General features: G+C 32.0%; 18 protein-coding genes. 10 read left to right on the top strand and 8 right to left on the bottom strand.

What is annotated here, in order from left to right; genetic code table 11:
- Positions 1 to 41 precede the first annotated feature (41 nt).
- A complete protein-coding gene (gene pabB / locus M890_RS0102200; RefSeq protein ID WP_028281954.1) occupies positions 42 to 1343 on the bottom strand; it encodes an aminodeoxychorismate synthase component I in 1302 nt (433 codons plus the stop codon).
- Between the two features lie 57 nt (positions 1344 to 1400).
- Here pabB and M890_RS0102195 point away from each other — a divergent pair, with 57 nt between their 5' ends.
- Together M890_RS0102195 and M890_RS0102190 are read left to right on the top strand one after the other, a co-directional pair.
- Complete coding sequence (locus tag M890_RS0102195; protein ID WP_232219116.1) at positions 1401 to 2312, top strand: aldose 1-epimerase family protein; 912 nt, start codon at positions 1401 to 1403, stop codon at positions 2310 to 2312.
- 42 nt (positions 2313 to 2354) lie between these two features.
- Positions 2355 to 3704, top strand: a complete 1350-nt coding sequence (locus M890_RS0102190) for a DEAD/DEAH box helicase (RefSeq protein ID WP_028281952.1) — start codon at positions 2355 to 2357, stop codon at positions 3702 to 3704.
- A gap of 52 nt (positions 3705 to 3756) precedes the next feature.
- Here M890_RS0102190 and M890_RS0102185 read toward each other — a convergent pair whose 3' ends face one another.
- The 4 genes from M890_RS0102185 to M890_RS0102170 all read right to left on the bottom strand — a co-directional run bounded on the left by M890_RS0102185 (position 3757) and on the right by M890_RS0102170 (position 7346).
- Positions 3757 to 4248 (bottom strand): nuclear transport factor 2 family protein, encoded by a 492-nt coding sequence (locus M890_RS0102185; protein ID WP_028281951.1) that lies wholly within the window; start codon positions 4246 to 4248, stop codon positions 3757 to 3759.
- A 153-nt stretch (positions 4249 to 4401) separates the two neighbouring features.
- Positions 4402 to 5802 (bottom strand): dihydrolipoyl dehydrogenase, encoded by a 1401-nt coding sequence (gene lpdA / locus M890_RS0102180; protein WP_028281950.1) that lies wholly within the window; start codon positions 5800 to 5802, stop codon positions 4402 to 4404.
- 266 nt (positions 5803 to 6068) lie between these two features.
- Complete coding sequence (locus tag M890_RS0102175) at positions 6069 to 6839, bottom strand: response regulator transcription factor (protein ID WP_028281949.1); 771 nt, start codon at positions 6837 to 6839, stop codon at positions 6069 to 6071.
- A gap of 48 nt (positions 6840 to 6887) precedes the next feature.
- A complete protein-coding gene (locus M890_RS0102170) occupies positions 6888 to 7346 on the bottom strand; it encodes an Lrp/AsnC family transcriptional regulator (RefSeq protein WP_028281948.1) in 459 nt (152 codons plus the stop codon).
- A gap of 162 nt (positions 7347 to 7508) precedes the next feature.
- Here M890_RS0102170 and M890_RS0102165 point away from each other — a divergent pair, with 162 nt between their 5' ends.
- The 5 genes from M890_RS0102165 (at position 7509) to M890_RS0102145 (ending at position 11927) form a co-directional block, all read left to right on the top strand.
- Positions 7509 to 8723, top strand: a complete 1215-nt coding sequence (locus tag M890_RS0102165) for an aminotransferase class I/II-fold pyridoxal phosphate-dependent enzyme (protein ID WP_028281947.1) — start codon at positions 7509 to 7511, stop codon at positions 8721 to 8723.
- 291 nt (positions 8724 to 9014) lie between these two features.
- The gene (gene nhaC / locus M890_RS0102160; protein WP_028281946.1) at positions 9015 to 10487 is read left to right on the top strand and encodes a Na+/H+ antiporter NhaC; all 1473 of its coding nucleotides are present in this window, start codon (positions 9015 to 9017) and stop codon (positions 10485 to 10487) included.
- Between the two features lie 141 nt (positions 10488 to 10628).
- Positions 10629 to 11273, top strand: a complete 645-nt coding sequence (locus tag M890_RS0102155; protein ID WP_028281945.1) for a peroxiredoxin — start codon at positions 10629 to 10631, stop codon at positions 11271 to 11273.
- A gap of 6 nt (positions 11274 to 11279) precedes the next feature.
- Positions 11280 to 11588 (top strand): thioredoxin family protein, encoded by a 309-nt coding sequence (locus M890_RS0102150; RefSeq protein WP_028281944.1) that lies wholly within the window; start codon positions 11280 to 11282, stop codon positions 11586 to 11588.
- Positions 11589 to 11669: 81 nt separating this feature from the next.
- Complete coding sequence (locus tag M890_RS0102145; RefSeq protein WP_028281943.1) at positions 11670 to 11927, top strand: DUF6952 family protein; 258 nt, start codon at positions 11670 to 11672, stop codon at positions 11925 to 11927.
- Between the two features lie 74 nt (positions 11928 to 12001).
- Here M890_RS0102145 and M890_RS0102140 read toward each other — a convergent pair whose 3' ends face one another.
- Complete coding sequence (locus M890_RS0102140; RefSeq protein ID WP_028281942.1) at positions 12002 to 12628, bottom strand: LysE family translocator; 627 nt, start codon at positions 12626 to 12628, stop codon at positions 12002 to 12004.
- Positions 12629 to 12736: 108 nt separating this feature from the next.
- Between M890_RS0102140 and M890_RS0102135 the strand changes: the two genes are divergently transcribed.
- Entirely contained in the window at positions 12737 to 13624 is an 888-nt protein-coding gene (locus tag M890_RS0102135) for a LysR substrate-binding domain-containing protein (protein WP_028281941.1), read from the top strand.
- 48 nt (positions 13625 to 13672) lie between these two features.
- Here the strand turns inward: M890_RS0102135 and M890_RS0102130 are convergent, their stop codons facing one another.
- Together M890_RS0102130 and katG are read right to left on the bottom strand one after the other, a co-directional pair.
- A complete protein-coding gene (locus tag M890_RS0102130; protein WP_028281940.1) occupies positions 13673 to 14143 on the bottom strand; it encodes an ankyrin repeat domain-containing protein in 471 nt (156 codons plus the stop codon).
- A gap of 113 nt (positions 14144 to 14256) precedes the next feature.
- Positions 14257 to 16488 carry a catalase/peroxidase HPI gene (gene katG / locus M890_RS0102125; RefSeq protein ID WP_028281939.1) on the bottom strand — a complete coding sequence of 744 codons (2232 nt, stop codon included), beginning with the start codon at positions 16486 to 16488 and terminating at the stop codon, positions 14257 to 14259.
- A 212-nt stretch (positions 16489 to 16700) separates the two neighbouring features.
- On the opposite strand from katG, the gene tpx reads away from it, so the two are divergent.
- Both tpx and M890_RS0102115 read left to right on the top strand, forming a co-directional pair.
- Positions 16701 to 17207, top strand: coding sequence for a thiol peroxidase (gene tpx, locus M890_RS0102120; protein WP_028281938.1), 507 nt, complete (start codon positions 16701 to 16703; stop codon positions 17205 to 17207).
- Positions 17200 to 17568, top strand: a complete 369-nt coding sequence (locus M890_RS0102115) for a diacylglycerol kinase (protein WP_028281937.1) — start codon at positions 17200 to 17202, stop codon at positions 17566 to 17568. The genes tpx and M890_RS0102115 overlap by 8 nt, the downstream gene beginning before the upstream one ends.
- Positions 17569 to 17596 lie beyond the last annotated feature (28 nt).

Raw genomic sequence — 17596 nt, 5'->3', positions numbered from 1 at the left:
TTTGCCTTTTTTTGCCTAATGCCTTTTCCCTAATATCAGATTCACCCTTCTAAAACAGTTCTCATTGCTTTAGCTTTAATCAAACATTCTTCATATTCGTTTAAAGGGTCTGACTTTGCTGTAATGGCTCCTCCAACAGAGTAAGACACATATTTATTAGATGCGTTGTACAAAATACTACGTATTACAACATTAAAGTCAAAGTCACCTGTTGGCGAAATATAGCCAACTGCACCAGAATATAAACCGCGTTTAGTTTCTTCTAAAGTTTCAATAATTTTCATTGCCGAAATTTTTGGAGCTCCAGTCATACTTCCCATAGGAAACGTACTTTTAATAATATCTATTGGATGTGTGTTTTTATCTACTTGAGAGGTTACTGTAGATATCATTTGATGCACTTGATTAAAGGTGTAAATCTTACATAACTCTTCAACCTTAACACTACCTTTTGTGGCGGTTTGTGACAAATCATTACGCACCAAATCCACAATCATCACATTTTCGCTACGTTCTTTTTCATCTGATACTAAATTATTTTTTAAAATAGAATCCAATATAAAATCGTCCTCGCGTTTAGCGGTCCCTTTTATAGGCTGAGATATAATTTTAGTGCCTTCTTTTTTAATGTAACGCTCTGGTGACGCAGACAATAAGTATTTATCATTTAACTTTAAAAATGCTGCAAATGGTGGTTTTGAAATGGCATTAAGTTTATTGTAAATCTCTAATGGGTTTATAACTGTGTCCTCTGCATAAAACTCTTGACAAAAATTAGCTTCGTAAATATCACCTTTGTGTATGTGACTAAGCATGGTTTTTATCTTATCAAAATACGCGTCTTTTTGGATTCTAAGTTTAATTTTAATTGAGTCACTTTCATTTTGCAAAATGTCACGTCCTTCGTCCTTGTACTGACTTATTGCAATTAAATCTGTTTCCACTTCATCATCAACCATTTTTAAATACTGCATTTCCAGGGTGTCACCTTTAATTAAAAAGATTTTTTTAGGTTGAAAAAAATATAAGTCAGGAAACGCTAAATCGTCATAATTTGAAGACTTTAAATGCTCTACATCATTTTTTAAATCGTATGATAAATAACCAAAAACCCAATCGTTAGTAAGCGACTGATACTCTTTAAATTGTTCAAAAGCGTTATGATAATCGGTCTGTATTCCTGTAAAAGCGTCTACAGCTAATACTGCATCATAACTTGAATATTGCTGTTGGTAGTTATTAGAATCCAGCCAAACCACATCATCAAATTGTTGGCTCCAAGACAATAAATTTTGTTTGAAGTCCTCAGGCTTAGTTAGTTTATGTATAGTAGTTGTTCTCACGTAGTAAAATGTTGCGTAAAGTTAAACAGAAATGTTAAAAAAACGAGTATTTTGGTCATGAGATTAAATATAAAACAGATGTTTCAGTTAACAAATAACGTATTAAAAATTTCGGTTAAACCGAAAGGCGCAGAGTTGTGCGAAATTGCTTCGGTACAAAACGACAATCAATTTATGTGGCATGCAGATCCTGACATTTGGGGAAGCTATGCACCCAATTTGTTTCCTATCATAGGTAGCATGAAAAATGACCAATATATCTTTAAAGGTCAAACTTACCACATGCCAAAGCATGGTTTTGTAAGGCATAATCACGATATAAAATTAGTAAATCAAACCAAAAACAGCTTAACTTTTAGTTTGATATACAATGATGATTTGCTAAAATTATTTCCTTTTAAATTTGAACTTTTAATTACTTACACTCTAAATAACAACACTTTAGATATTAAACATACAGTCAAAAACTTAGATGATAAAGCAATCTATTTTAGTATTGGTGGTCATCCTGCTTTTAAATGTCCTGTTTATAAAAATGAAAATTATACGGATTATAGTTTGGTTTTTGAACACGAAGAAACAGCACAAACCTATCTATTAAATATGGATAATGGTTTAGTAACCAATCAAACAAAACCTGCATTTGACACTAAAAACAGCATCCAATTAAAACCAGATTTATTTAATGAAGATGCGCTTATTTTTAAGGATTTAAAATCTAGAAAAGTTGCTTTAGTTAGTAAAACTCATGGCGAAATACTAAATGTGACCTATAATGACTTTAATTATTTGGGGATTTGGGCAAAACCAAACGCACCTTACGTTTGCATAGAACCTTGGTTAGGTATTGCTGATGCTGAAAACACATCACAAAAATTAACCGAAAAAGAAGGGATTATCAAATTACCTATAAATGAAACCTTTAATGCAACCTATAGTATACAAATACATGAGCAGCATTTAGGGTAAACAAAATATAAGTAGTAGTTTTGTAGGCTAAAATAATACGTTTTGAACTTTAGAGATTTAAATTTAAACACACCTTTATATAACGCTATTGACGATTTAGGTTTTACACAACCTACGCCAATTCAAGCAGAAGCTTTTAATGTAGTTGCTAGCGGAAAAGACATGGTTGGTATAGCACAAACTGGTACAGGTAAAACCTTTGCTTACATGTTACCAATACTTAAAAACCTTAAATTTTCTAAACAAGATAATCCACGTATATTAATTTTAGTACCTACTAGAGAATTAGTGGTACAGGTTGTAGACGAAATTGAAAAGCTAGCTAAATACATTAATACGCGTGTGCTTGGTGTGTATGGAGGAACCAACATTAATACACAAAAACAAGCAGTTGCACAAGGTCAAGATATTATTGTTGCAACGCCTGGACGTTTATATGATTTAGCGGTTAGTCGCGTACTACAACTTAAATCTTTAGAGCGTTTAGTTATTGACGAAGTAGATGTCATGCTAGATTTAGGGTTTAGACACCAATTAATTAATATTTTTGATATCCTTCCGGAACGCAGACAAAACATTATGTTTTCTGCAACAATGACTGAGGATGTTGACGATTTAATTACTGACTTTTTTACTGCACCACAAAAAGTATCTATTGCTATATCAGGTACGCCTTTAGAAAACATAGCACAAACAAAATATAGTGTTCCTAATTATTACACTAAACTTAATTTATTAGTACACTTATTACAAGACGCTGAAACGTATAATAAAGTTTTAGTATTTGTGTCAAATAAGCGTATGGCAGATAGACTTTTTGAAGCTTTAGACGAGTTTTTTAAAGAAGAGTTATGTGTCATCCACTCTAATAAAACGCAAAACTACAGACTACGTAGTATTGAGCAATTTAGAGAAGGTATAAATCGTGTTTTAGTGGCTACAGATGTCATGGCACGTGGTTTAGATATTGATAATGTATCACACGTTTTTAACTTTGACACGCCTGATTACCCAGAAAACTATATGCACAGAATTGGTAGAACAGGTCGTGCAGAACGTGAAGGACAAGCAGTAGTTTTTAGTACCGAAAAAGAGCAAGACAGTCTTGAAAAAATTGAAAGTCTAATGCAAATGGAAATTCCGGAATTACAAATTCCAGAGGAAGTTGAAATTTCTACAGAATTGATTGAAGAAGAACGTACTGTAATTAAAGAACGTAACAATCCAACCAAACGCAAGGATATTGATGCTCCTGGTCCTGCTTTTCATGAAAAATCTGCTAAAAACAGTAAAGAAAATTTAGGTGGTAGTTATAAATTTAAAATTGCTGCCAAATACAAGAAACCTAAAACTAGAGGAGATAAAAATTACAATAAACGTAATAAGAAATAATAAAAAGCGAGCTATATAGCTCGCTTTTTTTATTTATATAAGTTTCCTAATATTAATGTAAACTCACCACACGACTCATTTGCCATATATTTGCTTCTTTTTTCCATATTACAATAAACTTACTAGGTTTGGATATGGCATTAGGCTCTTGATTATTATAAAATGTATGCATACCTATTTGCACTGCTCCAAAATTATTAATTGGAAACACCTCAACACTACCAGCTACTAATTGCCTAGTTACTTTACCGCAAATATTATTTTTTAAACCTTCCATATAATCTGATTTAGAAGTCATTAATCCTCCTTTATCATGATAAAATTCTAAATCTTCAGGAATCATTTTATTTTGTAAGATTAAATCACAAGTATTATAAGCTTCAAAATAAATACGATCTTGCTCTAAAATTGTATTATACAACGTTTTATTTACAATCTCTTGAGGCTTTACGTTGTCTACTTTTATAACGGTTTTAATTTTACAGGAACTTATTAGTACTAATATTAGTAGATAGAAAAGACTTTTGGTTGTGCTAATTTTCATGATTAGTTGTTATTGGTTAAGCATCACTTGATTGATTACTTTATAAAGAGATTGCAAATAATTATATGTTACAGTTTTATCAAAAAAAAAAAAGCGAACCAAATTGGCTCGCTTTTTTTTTATTTCCGCGAAAACGGAATATTTATTTAACTTTTAAACATGTAATGCTCTATCATCCGTTGCAGCTAAAGCAGCTTCTTTTACCGCTTCTGCAAATGTTGGATGTGCATGAGACATACGCGAAATATCTTCGGCAGATGCTCTAAATTCCATAGCAACTACTGCTTCTGCAATCAGATCTGCACAACGTGCACCAATCATGTGTACACCTAATACTTCGTCTGTCTTTTTATCTGCAAGGATTTTTACAAATCCATCTAAGTCTCCTCCTGCTCTAGCACGACCTAATGCTCTAAACGGAAATTGACCTACTTTATAATCTACTCCAGATTCTTTTAACTCTTCTTCCGTTTTTCCAACAGCAGCAACTTCTGGCCATGTGTAAACCACACCAGGAATTAAGTTATAATCTATATGTGGTTTTTGACCTGCTAAAGTTTCAGCAACAAAAACACCTTCTTCTTCAGCTTTATGTGCTAACATTGCACCTTTTACAACATCTCCAATAGCGTAAATGTTAGATACGTTAGTTTGTAAGTGCTCATTAACTTCAACTTGACCTCTGTCTGTTAATTTAACTCCTGCAGCTTCAGCATTTAAACCGTCTGTATAAGGTTTACGTCCAACAGATACTAAACAATAGTCTCCTTTAAACTCAACAACTTCTCCTTTTTTATTTTCTGCTTTAACAATTACTTCATCTCCAACACGCTCTACTGACTGTACTTTATGAGATAACATCATGTTAAATTTAGCTTTTTTAAAGACTTTATTCAACTCTTTAGACAAAGCACCATCCATTCCAGGAATAATTCTGTCCATATACTCTATAACAGTAACCTCTGCACCTAAACGTCTGTAAACTTGACCTAACTCTAAACCAATAACTCCACCACCAATCACAATCATGTGCTTAGGAATTTCTTTTAGTTTTAAGGCTTCAGTAGAAGTAATAATACGCTCTTTATCCAAAGTTATAAATGGTAAACTTGATGGCTTACTACCTGTTGCAATAATGGTATTTTTTGCTTCGATTGTAGTTGTTTCTTCTCCTTCAATAACAATATGAGTAGCATCTTTAAAACTACCAACACCTGTAAAAACGTCGATGTTGTTTTTCTTCATTAAAAAATCAATTCCACCAGTAGTTTGATCCACAACTGCTTGCTTACGACCAATCATTTTTTCTAAATTCACTTTAATATCTCCTGGAATTTCAATTCCGTGTTCTTCAAAGTGCTTAGTTGCTTCTTCATAGTGATGTGAAGAGGCTAGTAATGCTTTACTTGGTATACATCCAACATTTAAACATGTACCACCTAAAGTAGAATATTTTTCAATAATTGCAGTTTTCATTCCTAATTGTGCGCAACGTATTGCTGCTACATATCCACCAGGACCTGAACCGATAATTGCTACGTCGTATTGACTCATATATTTTGTTTTTTCGCTTTCGCGGAAATTAATAATTGTTATAATATTAAACAAAAGTACGATTTGTGTCTGTAATAATGAAGTAGAAACACCTAATTTTAATATACGCTTAACAGTAAGCCATAAAAACATAAAAGTCCATAAAAATCAAATTATTATTTGACTAGTTATAGACTTGTTATGAAGGTTCCCCTTAAGATTAATAGCAATGTAAAATTGCACAATACTGATAATTAACACAATACTTAAATTGAGTAATTTTAATTTTAAATTAGATTTTTATTAAATTTTAGCATACCCACTAACTCGCCAGTCGAAGAAATTTTTAATTTTTTTAGAATATTACGTCTGTGTGTATCTACGGTATGCGAACTAATGTTTAACTTTTCTGAAATCTCCTTACTAGTTAAATTTAACACTAATAATCTAATGACGTCACGCTCTCTATTACTAATAGACTCTTTTAATAATTTCTGGGAAAAGTTATTAAAATATATTGTTTCATACTCATTATTAGCATTTAGTAATTTAGCTGAAGCTGTAATTTGCATTTTTATTTTTGGGTCTAAAACCGTGTAATGCGCCAATCCAATTATTGGCTTCATGTCTAAATCAAAAGATAATGGTGTTGTATTTTGTACAATATTAACGTAAGTATCACTACCGTTTTTAAATCTGTAGTTCCAAGTATAGTTAGCCTTACTCCTGTCTGTTGGTTTAATCTCAGATAATGTAAACTCCATTAACTGATTCATTGCACTTAACCAAACCTCGATATCCTCTGGATGTATTCGACTCCAAAAGTATCGCATCCCATGTGTTTTTAAATCGTTAGGATTTATACCTAAGCAAGAACTTAGGTTTTTACTTATGTATTCAAATTTTAAATCTTGAGTGTTAGTCACACAAAAAAAGGTAGAACTGTAGGGCAAATAATTATCCAATTCAACCATTTTTTTAATGTGTGTTTCTAAGGAGGGTTTTTCATAAGATTTAAAAATATTTTTATATAATTCTTTGATTTGAGAATACTTCATTTTAAAAAAAGATTTATAGCGAGAATTTTAACAATTTATAAAAAAAAATTAAATTGGTATGGCAGTAGTACTTTTTACTTCACTGATTACAAACATACTATGTGTACTTCCTATATGGTTTATGTTAGTCAGTTTTTCTACCATAAACTCCCTAAAAGCTTCCATATCCTTAACCATAACTTTTAATAAGTAATCATAATCTCCACTAATATGATGGCATTCCAAAACCTCTGTCAGGTTGGTTACTTCTTTTTCAAACTGTACCACATATTCTTGGATGTGTTGCGATAGTTTGATGTGACAAAAGGCTACAAAACTTTTTTCGACCTTTTCCTTTTTAACTAAAGCAACATATTTATTAATCACGCCATTATTTTCTAGCTTTTTAATACGCTCAAAAACAGCAGTTACCGATAAGTTTAATTTATTTGACAACTCTTTATTGGTCTGTTTACTATCGTTTTGCAGTAACTGTAGTAGCTTTTTGTCTATTGCATCAAAGGTCATATTGGAAAAATTTTCAGTGTAAATTAATTTTTATCAAATATATATAATTTATTTTCTGAATAATTAACATTATTTAGTTTTAAAATCTAAATTTAACCATATATATTGATTATTAATCTAATATCATTGATATTTGATGTAATCATTACTAAAACTAAACTTATGTCATTTAAACCAGCAGACAACATACAAGACTTACAATATTTTGGAGAATTTGGAGGAGTAAACCCTTCAATATCAGACTCATCTACCTACACTTTTTTGAAAGCAAAAACCATGTTTGATACTTTTGAGGGTAATACAGATGGATGCTATTTATATTCTAGACACTCTACACCTTCAAACCTTTATTTAGGTGAAGCATTAGCTGCTATGGAAGGAACAGAAAGTGCCAATGTTGCAGGATCAGGAATGGGAGCAATTACACCTACCCTTTTACAATTGTGTGGTGCTGGTGATCATATTGTATCTAGCCGAACGATTTATGGTGGTACTTATGCCTTTTTAAAGAATTTTACTCCAAGAATGAACATCCAAACGTCGTTTGTAGATATTACAAAATTAGATGTTGTTGAAGCTGCAATTACTAAAAACACAAAAGTTTTGTATTGCGAGTCTGTAAGCAATCCATTACTAGAAGTTGCAGATATTAAAAGTTTAGCAGCTTTAGCAAAAAAACACAACTTAACTTTAGTCGTAGATAATACATTTTCTCCTCTATCTATTTCACCTGCTCAATTAGGTGCAGATATAGTAATACATAGTTTAACCAAATTTATAAATGGATCATCTGATACAATGGGAGGCGTTGTTTGTGCTAGCACTGAGTTTATAAATTCTCTTAAAAGTGTCATTGATGGTGCAAGCATGTTACTTGGTGCTTCTATGGATAGTTTACGATCGGCTTCAATATTAAAAAACATGAGAACGTTGCACATAAGAATGAAGCAACACAGTAAAAATGCGTCTTATTTAGCCGAAAAATTTGAAGGTCTAGGCATTAAAACTGTATATCCAGGATTAGCTTCTCACCCATCTCATGACGTTTTTAAATCTATGATGAATGAAGCTTATGGTTTTGGAGGCATGTTAACTATAGATGCTGGATCCCTAGACAAAGCCAATGCTTTAATGGAATTAATGCAAGAAAAAAATGTAGGTTACTTAGCAGTAAGTTTAGGATTTTATAAAACTTTATTTAGTGCTCCAGGAACCTCTACATCTTCAGAAATACCACAAGAAGAACAAGCTGAAATGGGATTAAGCGAAGGTCTTATTAGATTTTCTATTGGATTGGATGACGATATAGAGCGCACCTTTAATATGATTAAAGCTTGCATGATTGAAGTTGGCGTTTTACAATTAGAAACTACATAATATAAAAATATCTTCATATTAAAAGCCTGAACAAATTTAATGTTCAGGCTTTTTTTTTCATTTAAAAAGGTACAAAAACAACCTTTAATAAAGTTTGTAATTATACTTCAAACTACCCTTATTTAACTGCTAAATCACCTTTTCAAAATTTACATAAATATTAATCTAAAGTTAGTACTTTAATAGTTTTTGCAAGCTAATACTTTTAACTTACTAATTTTCAGCACATAAATCCATTTGCATAACTTATTGTAAAATCGTAACATTACAACACTAAAAAAACTAACTAACATGCAAGACGACAATATTTCAGAATTTAAAGCAAACGATCAAAATATAGTTGAAAATAAAGAACTTAATTTTATTGAAGCTCTAATTCCTGTCGTGATACTTATGGCAATGTTGGCATACAACATTTTTTTTGTAGAAAGTCAAGAGTGGTTTGGAACTTACACTAACCAAATCATCTTACTTTTAGGTGGTGCAGCAGCTGCAATTGTAGGATTATTTAATAAAGTTTCTGTTAAACCTATGATTAAAGAAATTTGGGAAAACCTACAAAGTGTTTTTGTACCAATCATGATTTTGTTTTTAGTTGGTGCTTTAGCTGGTACTTGGTTAGTCAGTGGTGTAATACCTGCAATGGTCTATTATGGATTGCAAGTACTAAGTCCTGCTATATTTTTACCAGCCTCTGTTATTATTTGTGCCATTATATCCATAGCAACGGGAAGCTCTTGGACAACTTCTGCAACCGTTGGAATTGCCTTAATAGGTATTGGAAGCGCATTAGGTATTAGTCCTGGTATGATTGCTGGTGCTGTAATATCTGGTGCCTATTTTGGAGATAAAATGTCGCCTTTAAGTGACACCACCAACCTTGCTCCTGCTATGGCTGGAACAGATTTATTTACTCACATTAGATATATGACCTTTACAACTGTACCAACTGTAATAATTACATTAATTGCTTTTGGTATTATGAGTGCTACTATAGAAACCACTGGAAGCGCTGACATTAGTGGTTTATTAACTAGTATAGAAGGTACATTTAATATCACTCCAATGTTATTTATTGTACCATTAGTTGTAATTGTATTAATATTATTTAAAACTAAACCATTAATCGCTTTAGTTACTGGAGTTATACTTGCAGCTATTTTCGCTTTTATATTTCAGTCCAATGTATTAAATGGATTAGCAGACTCAAATTTTACTGCCATCATAAAATCTATTTTAACAGATACACAAATCACAACAGATAACGACAAACTTAACGACTTATTTAGCGCTGGAGGTATGCAAGGTATGCTTTGGACTATTTTATTAATTTGTTGTGCAATGGTTTTTGGAGGTATTATGGATGCTATTGGTGCATTATCAAGACTAACAAAAGCCCTTTTAAAATTAGCAACTTCAGTTTTTGGATTATTTGCTAGTACTGTTATTAGCTGTTTAGGTTTAAATGCAATTGCAAGTGACCAATATCTAGCGTTAGTAATACCTGGTAAAATGTTTAAAAAAGCCTATGAAGATAAAGGTCTTGCTCCAGAAAATTTAAGTCGTACTTTGGAAGATTCTGGAACTGTAACCTCTGTACTTATACCATGGAATACTTGTGGTGCCTACCAATCTGGTGTATTAGGTGTTGGTGTTGGAGAGTATTTTGTGTATGCCATTTTTAATTGGCTTAGTCCTTTTACAACCTTATTTTTTGCTGCACTTAACATTAAAATAAGAATGTTAAAAGATAAATCATTATAAATTATACCTTTTTACATTAACTATAATTAAAATTTATAGCCTAATAAGATTTAAAAATTTTATTAGGCTTGTTTTTTTAATATCATGCTGTACTTTTGCAAACTGAAAAAACAAAGTAATTAATTATAAAAATTTAAACAAATGGCAATAGTAGGAAAACAGTTTCCAGATTTAAACGTAGACGCAATGAACGAAATGGGAGACACTTTCAAATTAAACGTTCTTGAAGAAGCAAAAAACAACAAGAAAAAAGTAGTTTTATTCTGGTACCCAAAAGATTTTACTTTTGTTTGTCCAACAGAATTACACGCATTTCAAGCTGCTAAAGCAGAATTTGAAAAAAGAAATACAATTGTAATTGGTGCATCATGTGATACTCCAGAAGTACACTTTGCTTGGTTAAATACAGCTAAAGATAATGGTGGTATTGAAGGTGTAACTTACCCAATCCTTGCAGATAGTAACCGTAACTTATCTAGCATTTTAGGTATTTTAGATATTAAAAATGAAGTTTTTGATGAAGAAACTGGTACTGTACAAGTTGAAGGTGATAACGTAACTTACAGAGCAACTTACATTATTGATGAAGACGGTATCGTACAACACGAAAGCATCAACAACATGCCATTAGGTAGAAACGTTGGAGAATACATTCGTTTAGTAGATGCTTTAACACACGTACAAGAAAAAGGAGAGGTTTGTCCTGCAAACTGGGAAGAAGGTAAAGATGCAATGCAAGCTAACGCTAAAGGTACTGCAGCTTATTTAGCAAACCACGTAAACTAAACTATTATGTTACAAGAACTAAGTCAAGATAACTTAAGCGAAATCATAGCAAACAACGATACTGTAGTAGTACAATATTCGGCTACATGGTGTGGTAACTGTCGTATTATGAAACCAAAGGTTAAAAAATTAGCTAGCGAATTAGATAATATAACGTTTGTTATCGCTGACGCGGAAAAATTTCCGGAATCAAGAAAATTAGCTACTGTCGATAATTTACCAACTTTCGCAACCTTTAAAGGTGGACAATTTGTAAATCAAACACAGACTAACAAATTTGACGTTTTAAAAGAGTTAGTTGACGAAGTAGCATAACAACAAATATGTCAGGTTGAGCATAGTCGAAGCGTAAAATACTTCGGCTATTTTCAATCCGACTTAAAAAAACCAATATCAATGAAATTACCAGTAATAAAGCATTTAACACAATTTATAGAAGACAATGATGAAGACTACTTAGTTGAAACCATTGAAACTCTTGAAGCACTAACCGAAGTACCATCTTTAAAAGATGAAGAGTTAGACGTTATTGGAGAGCTAATCTCTAATATGTATGGTGCTATTGAAGTTAACAAAATGATTAAAGAAGGAACGCCTAAAAAAGAGGCAGTTAATAACTTTATGAAACGTGTTTTAGGATCCATTGATAAATAAGCATTAGAAAAAGAAAAATTAATAGTTAAAACCACTTTACCTTTGTAAAGTGGTTTTTTTATTTTAAACAATAACTACCCAAAAGCAATCTGTAATCCCATTAACACAAACACAAATCCACTTATTTTATTAAGCAAAATCCCTGAATTTGGATACCCTTTAATTTTAGTTGAAAACGTACTTGCAAACAACGTTAAAACCACATACCAAATTACACCAATTATTGCAAACGTAATACCCAATAAAACAAAAGGAACTGGATCTTCTAATTTTGAAGGTGTAATAAATTGCGGAAAAAAAGCCAAAAAGAATAATGCAACTTTTGGATTTAATGAATTTGTAAAAAAACCAGACCAAAAGTCAGTTTTTGAGCTATTATTAACTTCACTTACGCTGTTTTCGGCAAATAAAACAGAGGTATCCCTATACTTTTTTACGCCAATATAGATTAGATAAGCTGCAGCAATATACTTAATAACCATAAAGGCAATTGCAGATTTTGCAATTAAAACCGTTAACCCAATTGCAGACAAAAACGTATGTGTTAAAACACCAGTATTAATACCCATTGCTGATACTATTCCAGATTTACGACCTTGACCAATAGATTTATTTAATACAAAAACCGTATCAATTCCTGGTGTCATTATAAATAATAAAGCGGTAACCATAAAGGTCATAAAATTCTCGATGCCTAACATACTGTTTCAGTTTACAGGTTATAAAAAAAATGTTACACAAAGAAACTAGGATTGAATCTGCTAAAAAATACATATTTTTGATTCAGTAATGCAAAAAATGCATTTGTTATGACAATTCAGCAAATAAAATACTTTTTAGGTTTAGCAGAAGAACTTCATTTTTGGAACACTGCCGAAAAAATGTATATCTCACAATCCTCATTAACAAGACAAATTCAAGCTTTAGAAGAAGAATTGGGTTTTTCACTTTTCGAAAGAAATAAAAGAAATGTCAAATTAACCGATGCTGGCAAATTTCTGCAAAAGCATTGGACAAAAACCATAGGTGAATTAGACCAAATACAGCGTCAAGCAAAAAAAATAGATCAAGGCGATGCAGGACATGTTTCTATCTCGTATCCAGGTTCTATTACTTTTAGTTTTCTACCTAATTTTTTAGAAATAATTAAAACTAATCTACCTGACCTAAAGCTAGAATTAGCAGAACTTAGCGATGAAAACCACCAAAAACTATTACTAAACTACGATACAGATATTGCCTTTAGTCGCGATAATATACAGCATACTAATATCCAAACTGTAAAACTTTCTACCGAGCCTATTTGCATTGCTGTACCTAGCAACCATTGGCTAGATAAAAATTCCATTAACAATATTGATAAATTGCAACAGGAAAACTTTATAATTACTGGTTTGCATCAAACCACATTTTTTTCGTCTTTATTACGCAACTTATTTAATCAATTAGGATTTGAACCTAAAATTAGCATCGAATCAGATTTTGGTGGTATGATTTTAAATCTTGTGTCTAAAGGACTTGGCATTTCTATTCTACCCAATTCGTTTAAACATTCAAATTTTAATAATGTACGTTTTATAGATTTAGACCAAACTATAGATTTATACATGCATTGGCGAAAAAATGAAGCTAATAAAACTATTACTAAGGTTATAGACTGTGCAAAATGGATAAATAAAAAACCAAGTTTAAAATAAGTTAATCACCTATCCAAACTTGGTTATATTTAAAATAAGTTAATTACATTATCCTAAAAGTGTAATTAACTCTGTAAACTTTTTATCTTGAGCGTAATCTAAAGCGGTTTTACCGTCATTGTCTTTAACAGTAATATCTGCGCCATGGTCAAGTAATAATTTTACAATCTCAACTTTATTATATTGCGTAGCAAAAGTTAACGCTGTAGTGCCATTATTATTAACTTCATCTAGATTAGCTCCATTTTCAATTAAAAACTTTGCAAATTCTACATTCCCTTTAAAACTTACACCTATTAACGCAGTGTTACCAGAAGCATCTTTGTCGTTTATTGGTGCATTATGTTTTATTAAAGTTTTAGTTGCAGCTTCGTTATCAAAATACGTTGCCAAAATTAATGGTGTAAATCCGCGTTGGTCTTTAGCTTCTGCTAATTTTGGGTTTTCGGTTAAAAGTGTATTTAATGTTGCATTATCATTATTTTTAATACTATTAAATACTTTATCTATGTTATCCATTTTTCTTGTGTTTTTTTAGAACTTTAAAAAGTTCTATTTAAATGATTTTTTACAATAAAAAAGGAATGAATTTTAGGTAAAACACATTCCTTTAATTTATATGTAGACTTGGATTATTTCACGTCAAAACGATCTAAATTCATCACTTTAGTCCAAGCAGCAACAAAATCTTTAACAAATCTGTCTTGACCATCACTTGCGCCATAAACTTCTGCTATAGCTCTAAGCTCTGTATTTGATCCAAAAATTAAATCGGCTCTTGTGCCTTTAAATTTAACTTCTCCTGTATTACGGTTTCTACCTTCAAAATATCTATCGTCTTCAGATGTTGCTTTCCAAGTGTAAGTAAAATCTAATATATTTTTAAAGAAATCGTTTGTTAAGCTTCCAACATTGTCTGTAAATACACCATAATTAGAACCATCGTAATTAGCACCTAACACACGTAAACCACCAACTAAAACAGTTAACTCTGGAACAGATAGTGTTAATAAATTAGCTTTGTCTACCAATAAATCTTCAGCAGCAATTTTCAGATTACCTTTAATATAGTTTCTAAAACCATCTGCTAATGGCTCTAAATATCCAAACTGCTCTATATCTGTTTGCTCTTGCGTAGCATCACCTCTACCTTGAGTAAATTCTACTGTATGATTGTATCCTGCATTTTTTAATCCTTTTTCTACACCTACATTTCCTGCTAGGACTATTAAATCTGCTAAAGAAACTTCACCATTAAATTCATTTTTAATACCTTCTAAAACCGAAAGCACTTTATTTAATTCTTCTGGATTATTTACTTCCCAACTACGTTGTGGCTCTAAAGCAATGCGTGCGCCATTTGCACCACCACGATTATCAGATCCTCTAAATGTTGAAGCAGATGCCCAAGCTGTAGTTACTAATTGCGATACTGTTAAACCAGAATTTGCAATTAATCCTTTTAAGGTTTCAATATCGGCATCACTTAATGTATAATTTACAGTTGGAATTGGATCTTGCCATAATAACTCTTCTTGTGGTACTTCTGGTCCTAAATAACGCGATGTAGGTCCTAAATCACGATGTGTTAATTTGTACCAAGCACGTGCAAAAGCATCTTCAAATGCTTTATGATCTGCATGAAAACGTTTAGAAATTTCTAAATATTTAGGATCTGTTTTTAAGGCTATATCTGCAGTCGTCATCATTAAATCTTGTCTTTTACTAGCATCACCAGCCATAGGTGCTTGTCTAGCTTTAGAAGCTTCGGTTGGTTTCCATTGGTGTGCACCTGCTGGACTTTTTGTTAACTCCCAATCGTAATTTAATAATACATCAAAATAATCTGCATCCCAACGTGTTGGATTTGGTGTCCACGCACCTTCAATACCACTAGTAATAGTATCATCTAAAACACCTGTACCGTAAGAATTTTTCCAACCAGTACTCATTTCTTCAATAGATGCACCATGTGGTTCTTTACCAACATATTTATTTGGATCTGCTGCACCATGCGCTTTACCAAATGTATGACCTCCAGCAACTAAAGCTACTGTTTCTTCATCGTCCATTGCCATTCTACCAAAGGTTTCGCGTACATCATGAGCAGAACCCATAGGATCCGGATTTCCGTTTGGTCCTTCTGGGTTTACATAAATCCAACCCATCATTACAGCTGCTAAAGGATCTTCTAAATCACCTTCTTTATATCTTTCTTCGTTTGCTCCCCATTCTGTTTCACTTCCCCAATAAATATCTTGCTCAGGTTCCCAAACATCTGCTCTACCACCTGCAAAACCAAATGTTGGAAATCCCATAGACTCTAAGGCACAGTTTCCTGCTAAAATCATTAAATCTGCCCAAGAAATTTTGTTACCATATTTTTGTTTTATAGGCCATAATAATAAACGTGCCTTATCTAAGTTACCATTATCTGGCCAACTGTTAATTGGAGCAAAACGTTGGTTACCTGCTCCTGCTCCACCACGACCATCTCCAACCCTGTATGTTCCTGCACTATGCCAAGCCATACGTATCATTAATCCTCCATAATGTCCATAATCTGCAGGCCACCAATCTTGAGAGTCTGTCATAAATGCAGTTAAATCTTTTTTTAACGCATTATAATCTAAACTTTTAAAGGCTTCTGCATAATCAAAATCGTCTCCCATTGGGTTTGATTTTGATGCATTTTGACGTAAAATATTTAATTTTAATTCGTTTGGCCACCAGTCGCGATTTTTTACACCACCACCAGAAGTTTGCTTAACGGTTCCGCTTAAAAAAGGACATTTAGCAGAACTTTCGTTGATATCAAAGTTTTTACCGTTAGGTTGATGACTTGAATGAGGATTATTTTCCATAGTATTTGTTTTAAATTTAATTTGAAATAAAATTAGCCAATTATCTCTAAATTTAAAGATTACAAAATTGATTGTCACTATTTAACAATAGCTTTTACTTATTGATAATATATTTATGATAGCTTTAAATTATTTGATAAAATTTTGTAAAGACCTATTGTACCACACCATTATTGACTATTTTTACTTACTATAACTTAAAAACTATAAAAATGGCAAAAATAACATTAGGAGGTACTCCTGTTGAAACTATAGGTCAATTACCAAAAGTTGGAGAAAAAGCTCCAGATTTCACCTTAACATTAAGTGATTTATCTACTCAAAAACTATCAGATTTTGAAGGGCATAAAGTGGTATTAAACATTTTTCCGAGTGTAGATACTGGCACTTGTGCAACATCTGTTAGATCATTTAATAAAGAAGCTGCTGAAATGGAAAACACAAAGGTCCTGTGTATCTCTAGAGATTTACCATTTGCTCAAGCCCGTTTTTGTGGTGCGGAAGGCATTGATAATGTAATGATGTTATCCGATTTTAAAACTGGACAATTTGGTAAAGATTATGGTTTAGAATTTGCTTCTGGTCCTTTTGAAGGATTACACTCTAGATGTGTAGTCGTTTTAGACGAAAATGGTATTGTACAATATACAGAGCAAGTTAAAGAAGTAGCTGACGAACCTAACTACAAAGCGTCGCTTTACGCATTATTAGATGAGTAAAAAAGAACCTTTTATAATCAATCGTTTAAAAAGTGTAGGGTATGCCTTTAAAGGCATGCTCTTACTTTTAAAAACTGAAGCCAGTATACAAATCCAATTTTGTATTGCTCTTATTGTTACTGTTGCTGGTTTTTATTTTAAAATCTCGTCTACCGAGTGGATTATGCAATGCTTTGCCATAGGTTTAGTCATGAGTGTAGAAGGTGTAAATACTGCTATTGAAGCAATTGCAGATTTTGTACACCCAGAACATCATGAAAAAATTGGATTTATTAAAGATATTGCTGCAGGTGCAGTTTTTATAGCATCTATAGCTGCTAGTATTATTGGTTTGATTATTTATATACCAAAGCTATTTTAAACAATTATCCATTAGGATAAACGTTAAC

Origin of the sequence: Olleya marilimosa CAM030, assembly GCF_000518485.1 — a bacterium.
Classification (GTDB): Bacteria; Bacteroidota; Bacteroidia; order Flavobacteriales; family Flavobacteriaceae; genus Olleya; species Olleya marilimosa.
The sequence above is the reverse complement of the archived record's forward strand: the minus strand, read 5'-3'. Positions and strand labels throughout refer to the sequence as shown.

Bases quoted from the DNA above. Each gene is read 5' to 3' on its own strand.
- M890_RS0102145 (WP_028281943.1), top strand. From the start codon at position 11,670: ATGAAATTACCAGTAATAAAGCATTTAACACAATTTATAGAAGACAAT.
- katG (WP_028281939.1), bottom strand. From the start codon at position 16,488: ATGGAAAATAATCCTCATTCAAGTCATCAACCTAACGGTAAAAACTTT.
- M890_RS0102135 (WP_028281941.1), top strand. From the start codon at position 12,737: ATGACAATTCAGCAAATAAAATACTTTTTAGGTTTAGCAGAAGAACTT.
- nhaC (WP_028281946.1), top strand. From the start codon at position 9,015: ATGCAAGACGACAATATTTCAGAATTTAAAGCAAACGATCAAAATATA.
- M890_RS0102170 (WP_028281948.1), bottom strand. From the start codon at position 7,346: ATGACCTTTGATGCAATAGACAAAAAGCTACTACAGTTACTGCAAAAC.
- M890_RS0102150 (WP_028281944.1), top strand. From the start codon at position 11,280: ATGTTACAAGAACTAAGTCAAGATAACTTAAGCGAAATCATAGCAAAC.
- tpx (WP_028281938.1), top strand. From the start codon at position 16,701: ATGGCAAAAATAACATTAGGAGGTACTCCTGTTGAAACTATAGGTCAA.
- M890_RS0102115 (WP_028281937.1), top strand. From the start codon at position 17,200: ATGAGTAAAAAAGAACCTTTTATAATCAATCGTTTAAAAAGTGTAGGG.
- M890_RS0102165 (WP_028281947.1), top strand. From the start codon at position 7,509: ATGTCATTTAAACCAGCAGACAACATACAAGACTTACAATATTTTGGA.
- M890_RS0102195 (WP_232219116.1), top strand. From the start codon at position 1,401: ATGAGATTAAATATAAAACAGATGTTTCAGTTAACAAATAACGTATTA.
- M890_RS0102155 (WP_028281945.1), top strand. From the start codon at position 10,629: ATGGCAATAGTAGGAAAACAGTTTCCAGATTTAAACGTAGACGCAATG.
- M890_RS0102130 (WP_028281940.1), bottom strand. From the start codon at position 14,143: ATGGATAACATAGATAAAGTATTTAATAGTATTAAAAATAATGATAAT.
- M890_RS0102140 (WP_028281942.1), bottom strand. From the start codon at position 12,628: ATGTTAGGCATCGAGAATTTTATGACCTTTATGGTTACCGCTTTATTA.
- M890_RS0102175 (WP_028281949.1), bottom strand. From the start codon at position 6,839: ATGAAGTATTCTCAAATCAAAGAATTATATAAAAATATTTTTAAATCT.
- M890_RS0102185 (WP_028281951.1), bottom strand. From the start codon at position 4,248: ATGAAAATTAGCACAACCAAAAGTCTTTTCTATCTACTAATATTAGTA.
- lpdA (WP_028281950.1), bottom strand. From the start codon at position 5,802: ATGAGTCAATACGACGTAGCAATTATCGGTTCAGGTCCTGGTGGATAT.